Annotated in this window: 18 protein-coding genes and 1 pseudogene; 12 read left to right on the top strand and 7 right to left on the bottom strand. The window is 42.9% G+C overall.

Annotated elements, in window-relative coordinates; all coding sequences use genetic code 11:
* A pseudogene (locus tag L4D76_RS25085) lies at window positions 1–203 on the top strand (IS4 family transposase); the annotation flags it as partial.
* Window positions 204–273: 70 nt separating this feature from the next.
* Here L4D76_RS25085 and ettA read toward each other — a convergent pair.
* Complete coding sequence (gene ettA, locus L4D76_RS25080; protein ID WP_428443593.1) at window positions 274–1941, bottom strand: energy-dependent translational throttle protein EttA; 1668 nt, start codon at window positions 1939–1941, stop codon at window positions 274–276.
* Between the two features lie 138 nt (window positions 1942–2079).
* Between ettA and sltY the strand changes: the two genes are divergently transcribed.
* Both sltY and trpR read left to right on the top strand, forming a co-directional pair.
* Window positions 2080–4011, top strand: coding sequence for a murein transglycosylase (gene sltY, locus L4D76_RS25075; RefSeq protein WP_428443592.1), 1932 nt, complete (start codon window positions 2080–2082; stop codon window positions 4009–4011).
* A 77-nt stretch (window positions 4012–4088) separates the two neighbouring features.
* A complete protein-coding gene (gene trpR / locus L4D76_RS25070) occupies window positions 4089–4397 on the top strand; it encodes a trp operon repressor (protein WP_428443591.1) in 309 nt (102 codons plus the stop codon).
* Between the two features lie 52 nt (window positions 4398–4449).
* Here the strand turns inward: trpR and yjjX are convergent, their stop codons facing one another.
* From yjjX to L4D76_RS25055, 3 genes are all read right to left on the bottom strand, one after another.
* On the bottom strand, window positions 4450–4980 hold the full coding sequence (gene yjjX / locus L4D76_RS25065; protein WP_428443590.1) for an inosine/xanthosine triphosphatase: 531 nt from the start codon (window positions 4978–4980) through the stop codon (window positions 4450–4452).
* 84 nt (window positions 4981–5064) lie between these two features.
* Entirely contained in the window at window positions 5065–5703 is a 639-nt protein-coding gene (locus L4D76_RS25060) for a helix-turn-helix domain-containing protein (RefSeq protein WP_428443589.1), read from the bottom strand.
* A 645-nt stretch (window positions 5704–6348) separates the two neighbouring features.
* The gene (locus tag L4D76_RS25055; protein WP_428443588.1) at window positions 6349–7485 is read right to left on the bottom strand and encodes a hypothetical protein; all 1137 of its coding nucleotides are present in this window, start codon (window positions 7483–7485) and stop codon (window positions 6349–6351) included.
* 1086 nt (window positions 7486–8571) lie between these two features.
* Between L4D76_RS25055 and L4D76_RS25050 the strand changes: the two genes are divergently transcribed.
* The gene (locus L4D76_RS25050; protein ID WP_428443587.1) at window positions 8572–9609 is read left to right on the top strand and encodes a tetratricopeptide repeat protein; all 1038 of its coding nucleotides are present in this window, start codon (window positions 8572–8574) and stop codon (window positions 9607–9609) included.
* A gap of 206 nt (window positions 9610–9815) precedes the next feature.
* On the opposite strand, the gene L4D76_RS25045 is transcribed toward L4D76_RS25050, so the two are convergent.
* The 3 genes from L4D76_RS25045 to L4D76_RS25035 form a co-directional block, all read right to left on the bottom strand.
* Complete coding sequence (locus L4D76_RS25045) at window positions 9816–11165, bottom strand: Fic family protein (protein ID WP_428443586.1); 1350 nt, start codon at window positions 11163–11165, stop codon at window positions 9816–9818.
* Window positions 11166–11993: 828 nt separating this feature from the next.
* The gene (locus L4D76_RS25040; protein ID WP_428443585.1) at window positions 11994–12203 is read right to left on the bottom strand and encodes a hypothetical protein; all 210 of its coding nucleotides are present in this window, start codon (window positions 12201–12203) and stop codon (window positions 11994–11996) included.
* A gap of 361 nt (window positions 12204–12564) precedes the next feature.
* On the bottom strand, window positions 12565–13530 hold the full coding sequence (locus L4D76_RS25035) for a transposase (protein WP_428443584.1): 966 nt from the start codon (window positions 13528–13530) through the stop codon (window positions 12565–12567).
* 520 nt (window positions 13531–14050) lie between these two features.
* On the opposite strand from L4D76_RS25035, the gene L4D76_RS25030 reads away from it, so the two are divergent.
* The 8 genes from L4D76_RS25030 (at window position 14051) to L4D76_RS24995 (ending at window position 20371) form a co-directional block, all read left to right on the top strand.
* On the top strand, window positions 14051–15061 hold the full coding sequence (locus L4D76_RS25030) for a hypothetical protein (protein WP_428443583.1): 1011 nt from the start codon (window positions 14051–14053) through the stop codon (window positions 15059–15061).
* A gap of 99 nt (window positions 15062–15160) precedes the next feature.
* A complete protein-coding gene (locus L4D76_RS25025; protein WP_428443582.1) occupies window positions 15161–15358 on the top strand; it encodes a helix-turn-helix transcriptional regulator in 198 nt (65 codons plus the stop codon).
* A gap of 3 nt (window positions 15359–15361) precedes the next feature.
* Complete coding sequence (locus L4D76_RS25020) at window positions 15362–15802, top strand: helix-turn-helix domain-containing protein (RefSeq protein WP_428443581.1); 441 nt, start codon at window positions 15362–15364, stop codon at window positions 15800–15802.
* Between the two features lie 40 nt (window positions 15803–15842).
* Window positions 15843–16937 carry a tyrosine-type recombinase/integrase gene (locus L4D76_RS25015; protein WP_428443580.1) on the top strand — a complete coding sequence of 365 codons (1095 nt, stop codon included), beginning with the start codon at window positions 15843–15845 and terminating at the stop codon, window positions 16935–16937.
* A 156-nt stretch (window positions 16938–17093) separates the two neighbouring features.
* Window positions 17094–17669, top strand: coding sequence for a recombinase family protein (locus L4D76_RS25010; RefSeq protein WP_428443579.1), 576 nt, complete (start codon window positions 17094–17096; stop codon window positions 17667–17669).
* Between the two features lie 316 nt (window positions 17670–17985).
* A complete protein-coding gene (locus L4D76_RS25005) occupies window positions 17986–18891 on the top strand; it encodes a hypothetical protein (RefSeq protein WP_428443578.1) in 906 nt (301 codons plus the stop codon).
* Window positions 18878–19330 carry a hypothetical protein gene (locus L4D76_RS25000; RefSeq protein ID WP_428443577.1) on the top strand — a complete coding sequence of 151 codons (453 nt, stop codon included), beginning with the start codon at window positions 18878–18880 and terminating at the stop codon, window positions 19328–19330. Before L4D76_RS25005 ends, L4D76_RS25000 begins: the two co-directional genes overlap by 14 nt.
* Window positions 19331–19669: 339 nt before the next feature.
* Entirely contained in the window at window positions 19670–20371 is a 702-nt protein-coding gene (locus tag L4D76_RS24995; protein ID WP_428443576.1) for a hypothetical protein, read from the top strand.
* Window positions 20372–20471: the final 100 nt, after the last annotated feature.

Below are 20471 nucleotides of genomic sequence, written 5' to 3'. Positions count from 1 at the left end.
GGGCGGCATTGCATATTGTTCATGAGTTAACGCAGTTGCCATTTGTGACACCAGGGAACATACCGAAACAAGTAATGGTACTAGAAGAGATCGCGAAGCAGTTTATTTTACCTGCTAGAAGAGAACGAAGTTACCCTAGAGTATTGAAGTGCTCAAAAAACCGATATCCCGTTAGAAAAAACAATGCCGCTCACGTTAAGTGAACGGCATTATGCATTGGCAGCCCCTTTTTTGTCATTAATACGATGTCAGTAATGTTCGCTTAGCAGAACATTACTTTGTCATACGCTTGTACTTGATACGGTGTGGTTCAGCCGCATGCGCACCAAGGGTTTTCTTCAACCAGTCGGTGTATTCGGTGTAGTTACCTTCGTGAAAGTTAACCTGACCTTCATCACGGTAGTCAAGAATGTGCGTTGCAATACGGTCAAGGAACCAACGGTCGTGCGAGATAACCATGGCACAGCCAGGGAACTCAAGCAGCGCTTCTTCCAGTGCTCGCAGGGTTTCAACATCCAGGTCATTGGTCGGTTCATCGAGTAGTAATACGTTACCGCCCGCTTTTAGCAGTTTCGCCAAGTGAACACGATTACGTTCACCACCAGACAGATCGCCAATACGCTTTTGTTGATCACTGCCACGGAAGTTGAAACGTGAAACGTATGCACGTGCCGGTACTTCATAATTATTGATGCGGATGATCTCTGCACCTTCAGAAATTTCCTGATACACGGAGTTGTCATCGTTCATGCTGTCACGGAACTGATCAACCGATGCCAGGCTAACGGTTGTACCCAGCTCGATCGTACCTGAATCAGGCTGCTCGCTACCGCTTAGCATTTTGAACAGGGTTGATTTACCGGCACCGTTAGCACCGATAATGCCGACGATAGCGCCCTTTGGCATGCTAAATGACAGGTCATCAATCAGAACGCGATCACCAAATGATTTCGTCAGGTTGGTAACATCAATAACCTTATCACCCAGGCGCTCACCCGGCGGAATGAACAGTTCATTGGTTTCATTACGTTTCTGGTGATCGTTGGTATTTAGTTCTTCAAAACGAGCCATACGGGCTTTAGATTTCGCCTGGCGACCTTTAGGGTTCTGGCGAACCCACTCAAGCTCTTTGGCGATGGTCTTCTGACGCGCATTTTCTTGTGATGACTCTTGCTGTAGACGTGCATCTTTCTGTTCTAGCCAAGAGGTGTAGTTACCTTGCCATGGAATACCTTCACCACGGTCAAGTTCCAGAATCCAGCCTGCTGCGTTATCCAGGAAGTAACGGTCGTGGGTAATTGCCACAACAGTACCGCTGTAATCACACAAGAAGTGCTCTAACCAGGCAACAGATTCTGCATCAAGGTGGTTGGTTGGCTCATCCAGCAGAAGCATGTCTGGCTTATCAAGCAGCAAGCGGCAAAGAGCAACACGGCGACGCTCACCACCTGATAGCAATTTGATTGGAGCGTCCCACTCGGGCAGACGCAGTGCATCAGCGGCACGCTCAAGTGCGTTTTCAAGATTGTGACCATTTTTGGTTTCAATCAGCGCTTCAAGCTCACCTTGCTCTTTTGCCAGTACATCGAAGTCAGCATCGGGTTCTGCGTAGGCGGCATAAACCGCGTCAAGGCGAGTCAGGGCATCTTTAACTTCAGAGACGGCTTCTTCAACAATTTCACGTACGGTTTTTTCTTCGTCAAGTACCGGTTCCTGTGGCAGGTAGCCGACGTTTAAACCCGCTTGCGGGCGGGCTTCGCCTTCGATATCGGTGTCGATACCGGCCATGATACGTAGCAGGGTTGATTTACCAGAACCGTTTAAACCCAGAACACCGATTTTGGCTCCAGGAAAAAAACTTAAAGAAATATCTTTCAGAATTTGACGCTTAGGTGGAACAATTTTGCCCACGCGCGACATGGTATAGACGTATTCAGCCATATCCGTTTGCGATCTCTAATCTAATTGAAAGGGGGTATTTTACTCGTTCTCGACCTAAGTTTAACAGCACTGATCATAATTAGCGTTTAAGATAAATAAATACCAGACTAAAACAGCAAACCGGAATGGAGTTTTCTAGTGTCTCGCTTTTTTGTCCATAAGATCTTATCTGCCGCTTTGCTTATGCTGGGGTTAGGGTGTGCTCTGATCAGCCAGGCGGCACCGCTAGAACAGCAACGTGAGTGGTATGAACAGGCTGGAGTCGCACTGGAGAATAACAAGATAGACAAATATCGTCAGCTGCGAGATAAGCTTGACGATTACCCTCTGTACCCCTACCTCGACTATCGTGAATTTACTCGCCATTTGAAAGATAAAACACCTGAGCAGGTCGAAGCTTTTATTAACGAGCATAAGACCTTGCCGTTTAGCACCACGATTAAAGAACGGTATCTGGCACGCTTGGCTAATACTAATCGTTGGCAAAATTTCATTGATGTACAACCGATGCCACCGGGTGGAGAGCTACTGAAATGTCACTACTATTACGCACAGAGTAAGCTGGGAAATACGGCCGTTGCCTGGCAGGGGGCGCAGTCTCTCTGGCTGACGGGTAAATCGCTCAGTGATGCCTGTGATCCTTTGCTCGCAAAGTGGCAAAAAGCAGGACAACGGACAGATACCTTGATCCTTGATCGCATGCTCTTGGTGTATGCAGAAGGCAATAGCAGTCGTTTAAAGTATCTGAATAAGCAGCTGACCGAAGCCGGTAAAGAGAACGGCAACGATGTCTTGGCATTATTTGATAAACCGGAGCAGGTTTCGCGCTTTGCAAAACGTAGCAGAGTAACGCCTTTTAATCAGGATCTTACGGTGATTGCGTATAAACGTCTGGCGCGAAAAGATATCAAAGAAGCGGTGAAGCAATATCAGGCGGTGATGGACGGACAACACTTTAGCAAGGCAAAACGTCAGGTTTTGGCTGACTACAGCGCTGCGCGGCTATTTTCGACCGAGAAGGAAGACTTGCTCCGATGGCGCGACAGTAAAATTCGCACCAGCTCACAAACTCACTTGCTTGAACGCCGGATCCGTTTAGCCATTAGAGAGGCTGATTGGCAAGGCGCTGAAGAATGGATTAAGCGCTTGCCGAAAGAAGCGAAGCAAACAACCCGGTGGACATTCTGGCAAGCTCATTTGCTGGCACAAAAAGGTCAACAACAAGCTGCAGACAAAATCTACACATCGTTACTTGGCCAGCGTGATTTTTACAGTGTCGCCGCAGCAACAGTGTTGAAGAAACCGATTCATTATCCGGTAAAAAAAGTCCCGGCGACATTGAAACATAGTCAGACATATGCGGTAACGCTGAATCGGATCAAAGAGTTAATCGCATTAGAAAAGATTTTTGCAGCCAATCGTGAGTGGACCTATTTGCTGAATGGTCTTGATAATGAGCAGGTTCAGATCCTGGCCTCTTATGCTGCCGCCAATAAGTGGCACCACCTGGCGGTGCAGGCGACGATTTCTGGCCAGTTATGGGATCACATCGAGTTACGTTTTCCCATAGCTCATAAATGGTGGTTTGATTTTTTTAGCAAAAGACGAGGCTTGCCAGCGACGACGATGATGGCACTGGCAAGACAGGAAAGTGCCTGGAATGCGGAAGCACAATCTCCGGTAGGGGCGCGTGGTTTAATGCAGCTGATGCCAGCGACGGCAAAAGATACGGCGAAAAAATTGGGCCGGAATTACCAAGGTAAACGCAGCCTGTTTGATCCTGGCGTCAATATTCGATTAGGCAGCGGATACCTTAAGATGATGCTTGATCGTTACGATAATAATCGGGTATATGCGTTTGCCGCGTATAATGCCGGGCCGACACGGGTGAATCGATGGCGAAAAGGAAGTGATAGTACGCTGGATGTATTCGCTTTTATTGAGGCGATTCCTTTTAATGAAACCCGGGGATATGTGCAGAACGTATTGATGTTTGAAGTCTATTACGGTGGTCTGATTGGTAAGGAAACCAACCTGCTGAATCAGAATGAATTATCGGCACGTTATTGATACCAATCCAACCTTGGTGAAATTGCGATAACACGGTAAAATTCTTATCAGATTCAAAATGCTGTTATGAGGTTCAAATGTCCACAACTCCAGAAATGCCTGATTTTACTGATTGGCAACAGGTCGTCGATTTATTGCGTCAGGCTGCAGGTGAGCAAAAAGATGATGTCTTGTTAAAGTTCTTACTGACTCCCGATGAGAAGGATACACTACTGGGACGAGTAAATATTTTTCACGAACTGCTAAACGGACAACGCAGCCAACGTAAAATCAGCGAGTTGCTAGGAGTGGGCGTCGCGACTATCACCCGTGGTTCAAATGAGTTAAAGCATCACGATGACGAAACAAAAGCTTGGCTGGCTGAGTTGCTGAAAAAGCAGCAGTAATTGCCAGCCGGAAGCTGAATCACGGCCTTTTTTGCCCCCTTTGCTGGATAAGCTAGCTTTTGCTTGGTGGAAATAGGGTCTGATTCATGAAAGGGATCAGAGCCAGGATCAGCGCCTGCTGATAGACAGAACTGCGGCTGAGTATATTATTGGTTAGCATTGCAATGGCTCCGCCTTTTTGCTTGATGTTCTGTTGATTGAACATTTCGTCCATCACATCACCCAATTCAATACCTTGCTGTATTTTTTCCAATGCCAGCGCAGGCAAAGGGAGCGAAGCTGAGCGAGCCTCACCGCGTTGATTTCCATTTTCAATCACCATCCAGGCAAAGGTATAGTGCTCATCTATACCCGCTTCCAGCCCGACATAGTAGTCAGCATCTGGACGTATTTGACGAGCGTTCTTAACCCGGTTACGAGCACCTCTTAGCGTTTCATCGGCTGATAGCGGTTGATCTCTGACTTCACTTGAAACACTGATCCCTTCGATAGAGAAAGACTGCTCAGGAAACGCTTCACAAAACGCATCAGTGACGGCAGATATTTTGGCTGGATTCGCTGAGGCAACGATAATTGTCGACATATAAATACCAATTCATCATTTAACCCCAGCTATTTTACGGAGTCACAGCCCTAAGTCACGCTCGGCATAACCCAGGCTGCATTTTTAGCGATTATAAGCCCAGTCAGACTGAATGATGTAACCGTGGATCTGGAACTCATCATTGTTCACAAACAGATTCGGAAAATCAGGCTGTGACGTTGAGAAAACGACCCCGTCAGCTAATTGAGTCATGTGGTAAAAATCAGGCTCACTGCCTCGAACTGAGGCAAAAACAGGCTGCTTAGGGCTATAAGCTGCCGTTTTGGTTGCCAGAGCATAGCTGCCCACTGGGGCACATTGGGCAATATTTTCATTGTCCACGAATAAGCCAAGGCATTCATCACGCTTAAGGTGTTGAGGAATAGCGCGTTTACTCAAAACGTCAACAGATCCCCCTTCGCTGTATGAAATGAAGTCTTTGCGATGAATAATCGGAATATAGGTACAGGTTGAACCTTGTGTCGACTCATTGGTGATCGTTGTGGTTGCCTGCGTTCCAGTATCAATCTGACCCGTCAGGATATAGCTGATAGACGTATTCAGGGTGTCTGCTATTTTTTCAAGCTCACGCACTTCAATACCGTACTTGCCTGACAGCTTACGGCTCATTGTGCCTTGTTGAAGCTCTAATGCTTCACCGAGTTGCTTTTGGCTGATGCCTTGAATTTTAGCTAACCGCTTAATTCTCTCTAAATATTCCATAATTTTAGCGTCCTGCTCACAGTAAAATGAATGTAAAAGGCATTCTTAAAAGTCATATTCTATTTTACTGATAACGCCATTGAAGGAATCTATGGGGAATAAAAAGTGCGATTGATTTCGTTAAAGGAATATGCCTAAAAAGACTTATGGGTAAAAAAAGGCACAAATTTCGTGTGGCAAAATAACTCTGTGGAAATAAGGCAGATTCAGGCCGTATAAGATTGGAAGGAGAAAAAACGGTGAATGTTATTGTATTGCAGTCCTTATCGAAAAATTTATTATCAATAAAACGACTAGTTGAAGGTCACTGTGTGGTGTTTTGTATTGTATTTACCGCATGTTCAGCGCTGAAGCATCTGTAATTGTGATAATTCTCTCTAATATGTCTCTAGTAAAGTTTATGGGTGCCAGGAATGTTTTTTACTTGTTGACCTTTACGCTTAGGTTGCTTGGTAATGCCGGCTTAAAGCGAAATAACGAATGGGCTGAACGATAAAAAAGACTGGTCATTGCCGTTGAGTATCGTGTTAACTAAAGCCAATTAGAGGGAAGAATTACCAGCAATATGCCGGGAGGGGATATGCTGGTGGGGGATACGCAGGCTTGTGGGCACAGAAGTATGATTCAGTGAATAGTAGATGCTTTTTAACTTTCGGGGAGATCGGCGTGTACTTCCACCCCCAGCAACGAGGCTATCAGGATGCACTCCAGCCCAAATGAGAAATAGCCCGCATATCCCAGCAAGGGCATCTCAAACAGATAGAAACGGTCGACATAGGGAATGCTGTACTGCCAATGTGCGGTACTTCCATAGTTCCACAATTCCCAACAAAATCCACACTGTAGACCAGCCAGTATCGGCAGACAAACAGGACGCCAATCCCCATATTGCATCGATGAAAATACCGTTTGATGTCCTGCCAATACTTGTAATGACAGCAATACAATCAGGGGAGATAGCCAAATGAGGGGGTAGAAATAATCAGGCCACCCACCCAACGCAAACAGAGATAAGGTCGACGCTATCAACCCTAATACTGCGAGTAGACGCGGGTAGGAAATTTTGAATGTCCAATGATTGGTATAAGCATGCTGCATGCGGCTGGAAGTCGCCATCCAATACGTTGTACTCAGTACGGCGGGAAGTACGGTTGAAAAAGACAGGCTGGCAGAGAGTATGCGGCTTAATGGAGAAATATCACCCAACCCCACGTAATACCAGTTATGTACAAATTGGTTGAGATATTCGAAGAACCACCAAAACAGTGCACTGACGGCAAATAGCAGCAGGAACTTTCCCGGTTGAGACAGCATTAAGCAGCGGCCTCTACGCTTTACGCTCAGAGCGTTCATCAGCAGAATGTATCCGATCCAGAGGGGCGTGAAAGTATATCGCTGCCATTCGTTTGATTCATCGACGCTAGCCCAGGCCAGTTTCCAACTGAAGAGGAGCAGCGCTATACCCAACCACCCCCACCAAGGAAACGTTGCTTGTTTAGATACTGGCTTGACGGGGGGGCTCTGTACGCGAAGCAGGCGATACAGAAAAGGCGAGATACAGGTAAATATCAATAAAGTCAGTGCTATAAATACCGGCCAAGAAAAGGGAGGGTGCTGTACATAGAGGGTCGAGGGCATAAAGTTCAGGTACGGTGCCAGAGGTTTGCCGGTAAGGAATGCACCCGCCAAAGGGGGGATTACCAGAAGCGCGGTAGCCAGTATTACCCATCCGCTCCATACCAAACACTTATCATTGCCTGCAGCCTTGAGTCCGAAAGCCATCTTTGCCGCCCCATGTTCCAGCTAGTACGCCTCGCTTAGCACTAAAATCGATCTTAGCACCCTTTAGGTCAGAATGTTTTTTGTACATATACCCAAGTAACCTCAAGATGCTCGTTTCAGCGAGAATTTCCAGGCGCTAAGGTCAGGCGCTGATTTGCAGATATAGCGCTCTACATCAAAAATCAGCAACGCAACATTAGTGCCTGGAAAACTCGCCCTTCGGGAGTGATCCAGCCAGCCCACTTCTATGTCAAATGCACTCGAAAGGACTAGTCATTCCTTCGCACATTTTCCTTGAATTGAACTGGCTGGCATCACTCTGAATCCTGCATCTTGAGGTAACTTGGGTATAGCTCTGAAACGTTCAATCACATTGATACTTGCGCTTACAGACAGAATTAACACACCGCCACTGTTTTCAAAGCAAAAAAAAGCTGAGCAAAAAATGCTCAGCAAAATGAAAAATACACAAAATAATTAGCAGTGGTTCAGCATCAAGCTGATGGTTAGAAGCATAACGTGTGAATATTGAATCTGAGCTGAACATCAGAAATTCAACTGTAACGTTTAGTATTAAAATGGCATGTTTGGGTGTTTTGCATGCATCAGCAAAGCCTGAGTTATTGCGTCACCGGTGTCGGATGTGTTTCAGCATTATTAAGTTGTCATTCAGCAAGGGGATGTAATGTTCATGCATTATTCAATTAAATCTAAACTACCATTGGTTCCTTTTTGAAATGTATTCAAATGAAAAAATAAAGCGCTTAGTTATAGATATTTCTAACAAAACAAAGCAGAAACACTTGAGTGATTTGGCTCATAAAATCAACGGGTTAAATGGTGTTGCTAAGTCTGTAAAACCCAATAACAGTGCGCATTAGCTTATTTGTGAATTAAGACTGTTTTGAATGATTTATTGGAGTGAAATATTGCCCGCTCCTGTGATTTGATTTTAACTTTATATTTCAGATAATTATCAGCAACAAACGTATTCTATAGCTTAATGAATCATAAATAATTTTCTATTCTCAGCGTATAAGCTAATAATAATTACATCACATCAATAGTCATCAGGTTGATTAAGAGATGCAAAAGGTTATTTTGGCTTGTCTTCTCACTTGTTGGTTTGCCTTTCGCGGGTTGGCTTGGGCTGATAGTAACGTTGATATTAGTGACGTAGATATTAGTGATCAACACGGTCAACAAGGTAATTACACCGATGCATTGGAGCATTTTCGCAAAGCCGCAGAGCAGGGGAGTGCAAAGGCTCAGCATCGCTTTGGCATTATGTATAAATATGGACAAGGTGTCCCCCAAGATTACAAGCAGGCTGTTTACTGGTTCCGTAAGGCCGCAGATCAGGGGTATATGAATGCGCAGTTTAACCTTGGCTCGATGTATCGACATGGAGATGGTGTTAAACAGGATCACCAGCAGGCGTCTTCTTGGTTCCGCCAATCCGCAGAGCAGGGGTATATGAATGCGCAGCTCACTCTTGGCTCCATGTATCGACATGGTGATGGTATTCCCCAGGATCTTGAAAAGGCGGTTTACTGGTTCCGCAAAGCCGCTGAGCAAGGCGATGCATTTGTTCAGCTCTCCCTTGGCTCTATGTATAAACACGGAGATGGCGTCGCGCAGGACGACCAACAGGCGGCATATTGGTATCGTAAAGCGGCAGAGCAGGGAGATGCACTCGCTCAGAACCTGCTTGGCTCTATGTATGTCTTAGATCAAGGTGTCGCTCAAGATTACCAGCAGGCTGTCTACTGGTACCAAAAAGCAGCACAGCAGGGGAATGCAAATGCCCAGTACAACCTTGGCATCATGTACAACAACGGCCAAGGTATTCCACAGGATTACCAGCAGGCTGTTTATTGGTTCCGTAAGGCAGCTGAGAGAGGAAAAGCAAATGCCCAGTACAACCTTGGCGTCATGTATGGCAACGGAGATGGTATTTCGCAAGATCACAAGCAAGCTTATGCCTGGTTTTCTGTATCAGCGGCAGGTGGATATCAAGATGCATTTAAAGACCGTGAGTTGGCGGCAGCTAATCTAGATAAAAAGGGACTCACTGAAGCCCAAGCGTTGGCTGAGAAGTATTCAAAGAAGTACCGCCGCTAGCACAACAACGTCACAAGTAGTATTGATTGAGTACTACTAAGCGTACTACTAAAATTCCTGGATGTCATTGAAGGTAGTTAGACGCTATAGATACAAGAAAGCCCGCTAATCCGTTGGCTTAGCGGGCTTTCTGGGCGTCCTGGTGCATCTTCGTGAGTCTTCTCTGCTCACCTTTAACCTGTAATGGTTTTTTTACCAGGTAGCAATTATGCTTGTGCTTTTTTCCAAGTATCTAGCTGGGAAGGTCTTAAACCATACCTCGCTAAAACCCCTTCGTGTATCCTTCGCAGTTCTTCTAGCACTAGTGTCGATATGTTTTCTCTAACCAGTTCGTTGGGTTCATTACTAAGTGAATCTTCAATGACATCTTGCGGTAATGAATCTGGTGATAGGATTACTTCTTTTACTAAACGCTTCACAATTTCTCGGTATTGCAGTCGCTGTTGATCTGGTTTTACTAGCTCTTGTTTGACTGCGAGGTATTCTTTGGTTGAACGCTCATAAGCCCATATGTATAAATCGCGAAGCAACTCTACTCGATTCATCTCATACACACCAAGAGTTGCTTTGCTATAAGCCTCTTCAGGAACATCTAAGAAAGTCAGAGGGCATAGGTTAGCTCTGATGAGAGGTAAATTTGCTGCTAGGCGCGAGGTTCTTTTATTCACGTCAGCAAATGGCTGTAAATATGGGAGATGAACCATAATGAAGAAGGACTGTTCAAAGGGATCTTTGATTTGGCTTGCTTTTACTAATATTTCATCAAATTGAACACTAATAACATCTTCTGATGACATCGGTTTATATACACTGCCACCAATTTCTACGACATGTGTTCTAAGTCGGCCTTCATCAAATGGATTTGGCAATAAGTTTTCTGACAATGCGCTGTGGATGTTTAGCAAAGTAAAACGATTGAAATCCACAATTTCAGCATTATCGATCAGTAGTTCAATTGCAGATTTGTGGTTCAGGATCATCTGTGTCTCGATGAGTGCCTTACCTTCAGCAAAATTGCCATGCTCGATTAACTCAGCAGTATCTAATCGACTATAAGTGTTACCTTCTAAGTGACTAGATGCCCAAGACAAATCAATTAGCAGGCGGTTGTATATGTCTCTACCATAGGTGCCTGCTGGCTGAGTTGCATGACTTGTCGTACCCATACGGTGAAGTTGACGGCGGATAGGCTCAGAAAGGTAGTAAGTCGTATTAGGCTTATAAGATGTCAAAAAATCACGCTCATATCCTACTGGATGACGGGCTGAGACTGGTTGCGATAAATAGTGAATGATGTCTTTACTGTCAGGCGATACCGGAATGTAACTAGGAAATAGGTCAGCATGCTCTTCATCTAAATGAGGAGTTGTCTCTAATCCCTGGTATTTTCGAGCGCGACCTTCTCCGAGAGCTTGAATTATATTGTCTTTAATAAGCAGGTTTAACCATCGTTGAAGTGTTCTTCTAATGAGGTCTGGGTGTGCTGCTAAAATCTCGGATATGGATACTGGGGCTGTTTGCTTTTGTAGATAAGCTTTAAGTTCTGTAATACTCATACGAGAGCGCCTGAAATAAATGTGACATCAATGCTTGGTTAATTGTGACATAATCGCGCCACTTTAGAAGTAATTGCGCCATAAATTGTGACAAAAAAGAGGTTTATTGTGTCACATTCTTAATAACAATAAGTAGTTGTTGAAAAATGCGTAAAATTATACATATTTTTACGGTACGTGCAGCGTCACATACTACTTCTTAATAGGCCTTAATATACGCGTAACTCATTGATTTTACTTCTTGATAGATACAAAAAAGGACACCCGAAGGTGTCCTTTTCCAAACGTTTGGGCTGGCGTAAGTTGAACCTATTAATTAAATCATTGAAATTAATGGGTTTATATTGAATTGATTTTTATTTTGGTTCCTACTTCGGTTCCTAAGAAGAATTGTGACAGAACTTTTTTTTAAATTTGTGGAAAAATCGAGTGTTCTGGCAATCACATTATTGTGTCTCTTTGGTATACCTGACTTTAAGAAATCTGAAATCGAGAGAAACAAAAGCGTTTAGTGTTGCTAACAAGAAAATGGACAATTTCGTGTCACTCTATCTTTCAACATAACGTAGACCACCTTAGTAGGTACGGCATTTTTACAACCTAGTTATGGTTCAGCATGGTACAGATAGAAGTTTAGCTAAACTCATACTTGCTTTGTAAAAAGGTGCATTATAGTCAAAAAATATCCAACGTAAATCGGTTGACTTACCCACGAACACACAGCGTAAGTTCATCATTGACCTTGCAGTAAGGTGGGTTCGTAACCAAGCACTTGAAGAGTTAAATTAACTACCATTATTAAGCACTCAAATACTAGGTACTGCTAGGCTATTGATACTCAATTTCTTTTTCAATGTAATCAGAGTCACTAAACCACTTCACTTTGCCAACATAAAGACTTTCACTTAGTTTGGAGTCTATTTGTTGAGCAAATCGAGCAGTCATCTTGAGCCAGCCATTATTATCATCTAACCCATCTAGCAGAGCACCAGCAATTGCTTGTGCTTCTGCGTCTAGTTGTAAGCTAATATAGTTCATTCTTAATCATCCATTCAATAACATACTTCATCTTCAGTAATATCTAATAGTTCAGTTTTTATTTCTATTTCCTTAGTTAAATTTTAACACTATCCTGACACAAAAAGACTGCCCAAATAGGTAATAACACGAACTCAAATACAGCACCAATAGAGATTAGTATCTTGGACAGGCATAGCTAAAATAAGTAACTAAGACTAACACCATTAAGTTGGTCAAATACATCCGAAATAGCATTGTKGCTTTTCTTGYTTGTAATAGCCTRARCCTGAAGCAATTTYGTGRTTTATGGGKTATTGGAAGGAAGGTTTACCCTTCTGAGACCAGAATTAGGTAGGAGCTTTTRATTATCTAAGGCTATTTACGTGGTGAGCCTGTAACCCTGTGCCCGAGAACGGTTGAAAGTTACCGTTGCAGCCTGAATGGATCGCGATGAGCCAATGAGCAACGCACGTTGTCGTTCAAACTGCGTGCAGGCTTTTAACCAATTTTTCTGCTCAATATTTAAACGTTGCAAGATTGGCGGTGTGTTGGATTCAATATACCCTGTTTTACCTTTGCGAAGCTGTCGACCTGTCCAGTCAACAAGCTCTATGTAATCCATCAATTGCATCGGGATCCCTTTGATGATGGCGTTGTTTGGGTTACCAATGAAAGGGTGAAGTGAAGGAGCCGTTAGCTTTTCATTTTTCAGAGCCTGAAGCCTTGCTTTTATCGACGTATAGTCAGACTTTTCTGGCGTCTTGGCTATGCCAGCACGGATTGGGTTTAAATCGACATAGGCCATTGCAGCAGCCAGCGCTTGTTCATCCAGCAATGCTTGGCACTTAAAGCGGCCTTCCCAGAAATGTCCGGTACATTTATCTTCTCTATTCGCCTGTGTGGCGATATCTAAATTGAGCTCACGCATAAACCAGCTGAGGTTGGCGAGCCGAGAACGCCAATCGTCGATGATGGTTTTGCAGGCATTGAATTCGGCGTCGCTATTGGTGTCACCATTTAACAACCGCTGAATTAGTACTGGTTTGTTATGAAGGGCACACCAGCGATCAATGACTTCTTGTTTCGTTAATGCTTGTGCTTTCTCTTTATCAATATGTACCACCAGGTGGTAGTGGTTGCTCATTACTGCGTAAGCGCAAATATCAATACAATAGATACTGCTGAGTTGTTTGATCTTCGCTTCAATCCACTCGCGACGGTGTTCAAAAGACGTTTCTGTTGCTTCATCGTAACCACAGAGAAAGGTGCGCCGCACACAGCGTGAAACACAGTGGTAGTAGTGCGTTGATTCTAGGCATATTTGTTGTTTTCTGGCGGTGGTCATGAGTCAATCCTTGCTGGTGGAATAATGACCATAGTTCATATGCCAGACTTTAAAAGGGGCAGAGGATCAGATTGGGATTGGTGTTGCTATGGAGTGAAACTAACAGGATTGATGGTTTCTTAAGTATGCCTGTCCTATTAGTTCTCTAGATACAAGAAAGCCCGGTAAGTCATTAACCTACCGGGCTTTCAGAACGTCCTAGGACGTTATCATACGTATGTTTGGGGCTGGCGAAGTTGAACCGGAGTGTTAACTTCATGAAATAAATGTGTATAGTTCGATTTGATTTATATCGATGTACCTTGCGGTGTACCCATTTATTGTTGTCATAACCCAAATTTCTTTTTTCTACCTGAATTGTGACATTGTCCAGCGCGCGAGTTGTTTTAGATCTTAATGTAGATTTTAGAATTGAGGTTTGTGGTAATGTTTGCAATGTTGCGTAAATTGCCTCTGCTTTTCCATAAATTATACAAACTAAATTGTCAGGTCCCTTTGCTGGTGGAATAAAGAAAAATAAATGAGTAAGTTATTAAAATTAAAGAAATATTTTACTATTGCGGATGCTGCAAGATATTTGTCTAACTCTTTAGATGAGCCAGTATCTGTAGCTGATATTTATGAGCTAGCACTAGATAATAAGTTAACGGTGTCGGTTCGACTCATCGACCAAGCATACGCCATAGGTGGGCAGTATGTTTCCAGTCAAGACAATGACACTAATCAGTATCAAGTTGATTTTAACCTAGCGACAAACGAGGCTTTAGATAAACCATATATCATTTGCTTAGATGATGAGCTTCAGATTGAAAAAAACAAATGGCTAGTACTCGATAAACAGGTTCGTGTCATTGATGGCATCTGGGACCTAGCCATGATTGGAATCGAATCCCAAAAAATCAAAGAGTTTTATCAAAAACAAGTGGGTGGCCCAGAGCCTGTTTTTAGAGGGGTAAATGGTTTTTTTTTGAAGCAAGGAGAGTTGATCTACAAACTTCAAAATAGCCTTCTCCTTATGGCTAATGATGAAAATCGTACTGCTCTGCAAGCACGGTTAGATGGCCTTCTGAAATCCAACGGTCTAACTATTAATGATATTGTGAACAGCGGTAATAGCGATGCACTAGATTGTCTAAATGACGCTGAACTTGAAGAGATTATGCAGCTTAGTTTTGCATTTATGCAAAATGAAACCGGTGATCATGAAGAAAATGGCGATTATCTTCCGCTTGAGGATCATAGCTATCAATTTGTCATTAGAACAGATGAACTCACGCGCTTTGTTCTATCGCTGCAAGATGAGCCTACAGCACCACCGCAGCCTGATAAACCATTAGCAGTTAGAGAGCGCAATACACTACTTGCTTTGATTGGGGCGCTATGTAACGAAGCCAGAATAGACCTGTCAATTCGCGGCATAAGTACTTCATTACAAGAAATAACTGAAAGAGCAGGTGTGCCTATATCGAACGAGACAATTCGAAAAATCGTGGAACAAGTAGATGACGCAATGGAAAGAAGGCGTAAATAACAAATCCTAATTAGGAATTTGGTTTTCCTAATTAGGATTTACCAAGGCATCAATTCAATAACCTCTTGGCTGTCCCATAAACAGCTAAGAGGTTTTTTTATGTCCAAAAGAATTATTCGATTACCAGAAGTTAAAGAGAAGACTGGTCTATCACGCAGCAGCATTTACTTGCGTATGTCCAAGGGCGACTTTCCCCAGTCGATCTCTCTGGGTGAGCGTGCAGTTGGTTGGGTAGAAATGGACGTGGAACATTGGCTGGATGCTCGCATTTCTGCAAGTAAAAAGCAGGGGAGTTAGCGAGTGAAAAAGCGATTAAATCCCAACCTAAGCAAAATCCACCGTAGTTATACCGTGGAGGATGTCGCTGAGTTATATGGTGTTCATAAAAGGACGGTACGAAATTGGATTAGGAGTGGTCTGCCTGTCATTGATGATATTCGTCCACTTCTTATTTTGGGTACTGATTTGAGGCTTTTCATTCGTCAACAGCGGAAAGGAAATAAGCGTAAATGTAAGCCTTCAGAACTCTATTGTTTGAGGTGTCGAGCACCAAGAAAACCAAACCCTGAAACAGCAAAATTTGTGCAAGAGGTAGGTGGCATTGGTCGAGTGTTTGCGTTGTGTAGTGCGTGTGGTTCAAAGGTAAATAAGTACTTCAGCTGGAGGCGACTTGATGCAATCCGTAGTGAATTGCTGGTGGAAAGTACCGTTAGCACAAAAACACATAAGTATGAGGGGTAACACCCTCCTAGATTGTACCTAAGATGGAGTATTGAAAGTTATGAAAAAACACAACACAAACAATGTCAGAGCTATCCGTAATTACTGTGTGTTTTTGAAAGAAGCGAAGCGTCAAAGTGATGCTTCAGTTGATGGTGTGACGAAGGCGATTAATCGCTTTGAGGAGTACACAAAATATAAAGACTTCAAACAGTTTCACTACCAACAAGCGGTTGGCTTTAAGAAGCATTTGATGAGCCAAAAAAACGTAGTTACGGATGAACCGTTGAGCAAAGCCACAATGCATACGACTTTGCGTCACTTGAAAGCATTCTTCCAATGGCTTGCTCTGCAAATTACTTATCGTTCTCGCATAAATTACAGCGATACGGAGTATTTCAATTTATCCGAAAAAGATGCTCGGATTGCCAATGCTAAACGCAAAAGACCAGTGCCGACAATTGAGCAAGTTACTCAGGTTCTTGAGGCCATGCCAAGCATGACCAGCGTCGAGATGAGAGATCAGGCGCTGGTGGCTTTTACCTTGTTAACTGGGGCGAGAGATAGTGCAGTAGCATCGCTGAAACTTAAGCACATTGATATTGCAGAGCAAAGCTTGTATCAAGATGCCCGAGAGGTGAACACCAAGTTTAGTAAAACATTTACAACCTACTTTTTTCCGGTGGGAGAATTGCCTCTGCAAATTTTCTCCGAGTGGCTTAGTTACCTGACCAAAGAATTATCATTTGGTCCAGATGACCCACTCTTCCCGAAAACCAAGGTCAAGAATAGCCCAAGCCGTAAGTTTGAAGCTATGGGATTGCAGAGAGAGCATTGGACTACCGCTGGCCCTATTCGCCGAATTTTTAAGAAGGCTTTTAAACTGGCCGACTTACCGTATTACAACCCACATAGCTTTCGTAACACGTTAGTTCGATTGGGTGAGAAGCTTTGTAGTAATGCAGAAGAGTTTAAAGCCTGGAGTCAGAACTTAGGGCACGAAGGAGTGCTAACTACTTTTTATAGCTATGGGGATGTTGCTGATTACCGTCAGGCTGAGTTGTTGAAGAAATTAGCTAAGCCTCGAACAGAGGCAACGCCAGAGATGGAAGCGTTGATTCAACAAACAATGATGAAGATGTTAAATAAGCAATAAACATCAACCGATTGGCTGGTATCAGAAAACATTCGTATATTGATACCAGCTTGCGATATTAAAATGCGGTATCAAAAATATAGGGTGTATCTTTTGTGATGCTGAAATTATATGATACCCCTATATTTGATACCAATTTCAAGTGCTGAGTGACCAATGCGTATTTTTTCCTATTGCCGAGTATCTACAACAGAGCAAACGACCGAAAACCAAATTATTGCTATTCGCCAGAAAGGGTATGAGGTGAGTGATTCTCGTGTCATTAGCGAAACAGTGTCTGGTTCGGTCGAAGCAATGAAGCGTGAAAAGTTTAAGATGTTAGTCAATCACCAGATGGAAAGTGGCGATATGCTGGTGGTCTTAAAGCTAGACCGTTTGGGGAGAGACAACATTGACGTACAAAACACGATCAACTTACTCACTGAAAAAGGGGTGAAGGTTGTTTGTTTGGATTTACCAGTGGCTGACTTATCAAGTGCTGAAGGTAAATTGATGCTTCAAATGTTCTCTGCCTTTGCGGAGTTCGAACGAAATCGGATTCGAGAGCGAACAAAAGAGGGAATCGAGCGAGCTAAAGCTCAAGGTAAAAAGCTTGGTAGACCAGAAGCCTACGCCACTACGGCCTCTGTTCAATCAAAAAAAGCAGAAGGGTTGTCTCAGTCGAAAGTGGCCGAAGCTCTTGGGCTAGGGATAGCAACTGTTAAAAGGCATTGGAACAAACAAGAGTTCTAGCAACTAATCAAACACGTTTATGCCCCCTTTTACGTTAAAGTAAAAGCTCATTCATGCTTTGTTCATCTGAATTTGCCCTATTTGTAGTTATTCGAAGGAAAAGCATTAGTACCTATTCTTTTGAACGAGTATGCAGAATTCAACTGGTAGTACGAACACGCTCATAGTTTTATAGGACGCATTCGTCCGATTGTCAGTCGTCTAACTAAAAGGGATCTATCAAGTTGTTACCGTTCAAGGAAAAATCTTTTGACTACCTATATATGCAACTGGATAATGGCTGGTAAGACTTTGTAATCACATAAGTAAGGCTGTAATGACAGACGCTACCGACCCAACAGCGACCAACAATTGTATCGAGTTTTATTATGACTACAAAAAGAGTCGTGGCGATATATCCAACGTATTTCATGCAATGGGTGAGTATATTGCTGCCTATGAGATTATAGAAAAAGCTATTATTCAGAACTTAGAAATAAAGGTTAAACCGGGTCTTACGATAGAAAAAATTGAAATTGCTTCATTGGAAGCATGGATAAATAGGGGACTTAATTGGTTAGCGCCTTCGAGTATAGTTGCCGATATCTCAGGTGATGGTAATGAGCGAAAGACGTTTAAGGACATAAGCAAAAGGGCCAATGAAAACCTACGGAATGAGTGCGCCAACTCACCTGATTTTTTTGTTGCTGTAAATAATGGGAGCATTCCGGAAGCGAATGCGGAGGCATTTTTAAATGGTAACCTTGAAGCTGTAACAGACTTTGATATAGCAAAAGCTGGTCAGCATGTATCGATTGCTAATAAGAAATATTATCGTTCAGGAGAAAGCATTATATTGTTCCCTGACGGTCGCAAATCAGGCCATAAAGGGCATAAAGTCGACACTTCGTTTCAAATGGATAGAAGTTTAGACGCCATTTTTTCAGGGTTTCAAGAAGAATTTGATGGTGAAGAGCATGTTGATGTCATCAGCCCTGTTCAAATTGGCTCGGGAAAATGGAAGCTTAAAAGCAGGACAGAGACTGGGTATTTATATGAGACTGATATTCAAGATACAGAGTGGCTTAAAAGGTTTCAAGAAGATAGTAAGCGTATAGCTTCCCTTCTAGTTGAGATATGCTATGAAGTTTGGGTGGACAACGGTGAGAGAAAAGTGAAAAAACCCGTTGTCACTAAAGTACTTGACCAATGGTGGGCTGAAGATCAACGTGGACTCTTCTAAACAAAATGAACGACTAAGCAGAGAGAATATTTATGCCTTAATCGGGGCGATAATTGTCCTTATCCCCTTGGGTTTATTAGCGGTTATAAAAATATTTGCAAATACGAATATGGGCTTACCGCCATTTACAGGGATTATGGCATCAAGCGACTGGTCAATTGCAAGCGGTATGGTCTACTTATCAACTCTTCTCGGCTTACTCGATGCTACTCAAGGCCGACGGTACGATCATGTCAGAATTACATTTAAAATTGTTCTGTTGATTGTATTCATGCTCGTAAATTTCATTGTTTATGCTCTTGCAAATATTTATGAGGGCATGGTATTTATCCCATGGGCTCAGGGACTTCTTTTCTGTATTGCTCTTATCAGTTTCATCCGATACCAAAAAGCTTTTTTTCTAATTAAGAAGGGGAAAGGTCAATATACTAGCGACTAGCTATAGAGCACATAGAAGTCGGCTTGCTAAATGACTGTTCCTAATAGTAGGTCATTTCGCTGCACCCCTTGTCCTACAAGGGGGTGTTCAAGTATCTATTTAAAGCCTTGTACGGTAAGCCTTTCACAGAATGCTTGATATGTAGCTCAGTAAAAGGCCAAGAATGCCAAATGTAGCAGTATTAGGAACAGCTATTTAGAACACACGTTTAAGAGGGATTTTGCACTTCCACCAGTTTAGTGGATAACTTCGATGGCAAGGAGGAGTCTATGGTGCAATGCGGGAGTTTTGTCAATGCGTTATTCGCACCTTAACGCGTTAGGTTTTCGAGGAAACAAAATGACAAGTGATCAATTAGTTTGGCTCAGCGGAATTGCAGGTGCTGTGGGAATAATCCTACTGCAACAAATTATTAAAATTGCTGGCTCTAGTTACCTAAAGAAAAAGGGTGAAAATTTAGCCACAAAAGAAGATATTAAAGAAATCACAAAACAGGTTGAGTTCATTAAGGCTAAATTTGATATTCAAACTGAAATGCGTAAGTCTTTTTCTCAAGAACAAAAGCAAGAATTGCTTAGATTTTATGATGCCGCTACAGAATTTCGCTATGAGTTTTTAGCAGTTAACTTTGGTAACTTTCCGCAAGACGAAGGCCAGTCTCTTTATGAGTATCAGCAAAATTTTCATGTTAAAGTGACAGAGTTGCTAAAAATATATCAACGTTTAGTTATTTACCTAGAAAAAGGCCAGCAGGCACTAAATTTGGCGCAAGAGCTTGTAGCTCTCTCTCTTGAAGCCGATAAAGTGATGCGAGCTAAATTCTATCCTTTAAAGAAAAGCTTTGTTAATGAATCAATAGCATATGCAGAAGCAAAAAATAGTGGGTTTAAGGAGCATTTTGAACGCGCGGTAGATGATACGGACAAGGCCAATAAAGAATTTTGGGATCAAATGAAGCCAATTACCCATAAATACGTTGACCAGTATGGGGCATATCTAACAGAATTAAATGTATATCTCAATGCAGGGAAACAAACCTAAGATGGATTAGGTGAGACTGAATCTGTCAGCTTCAGAGTCTGGTTTTGACCTAGGCTGACTATTGCTTTTCTACCCAATCAAGATTCTGCCCCAAACTGAG

Origin of the sequence: Photobacterium sagamiensis, from assembly GCF_050337085.1 — a bacterium.
GTDB classification, from domain to species: domain Bacteria; phylum Pseudomonadota; class Gammaproteobacteria; order Enterobacterales; family Vibrionaceae; genus Photobacterium; species Photobacterium sagamiensis.
This window is presented reverse-complemented; position numbering and strand designations above follow the sequence as displayed.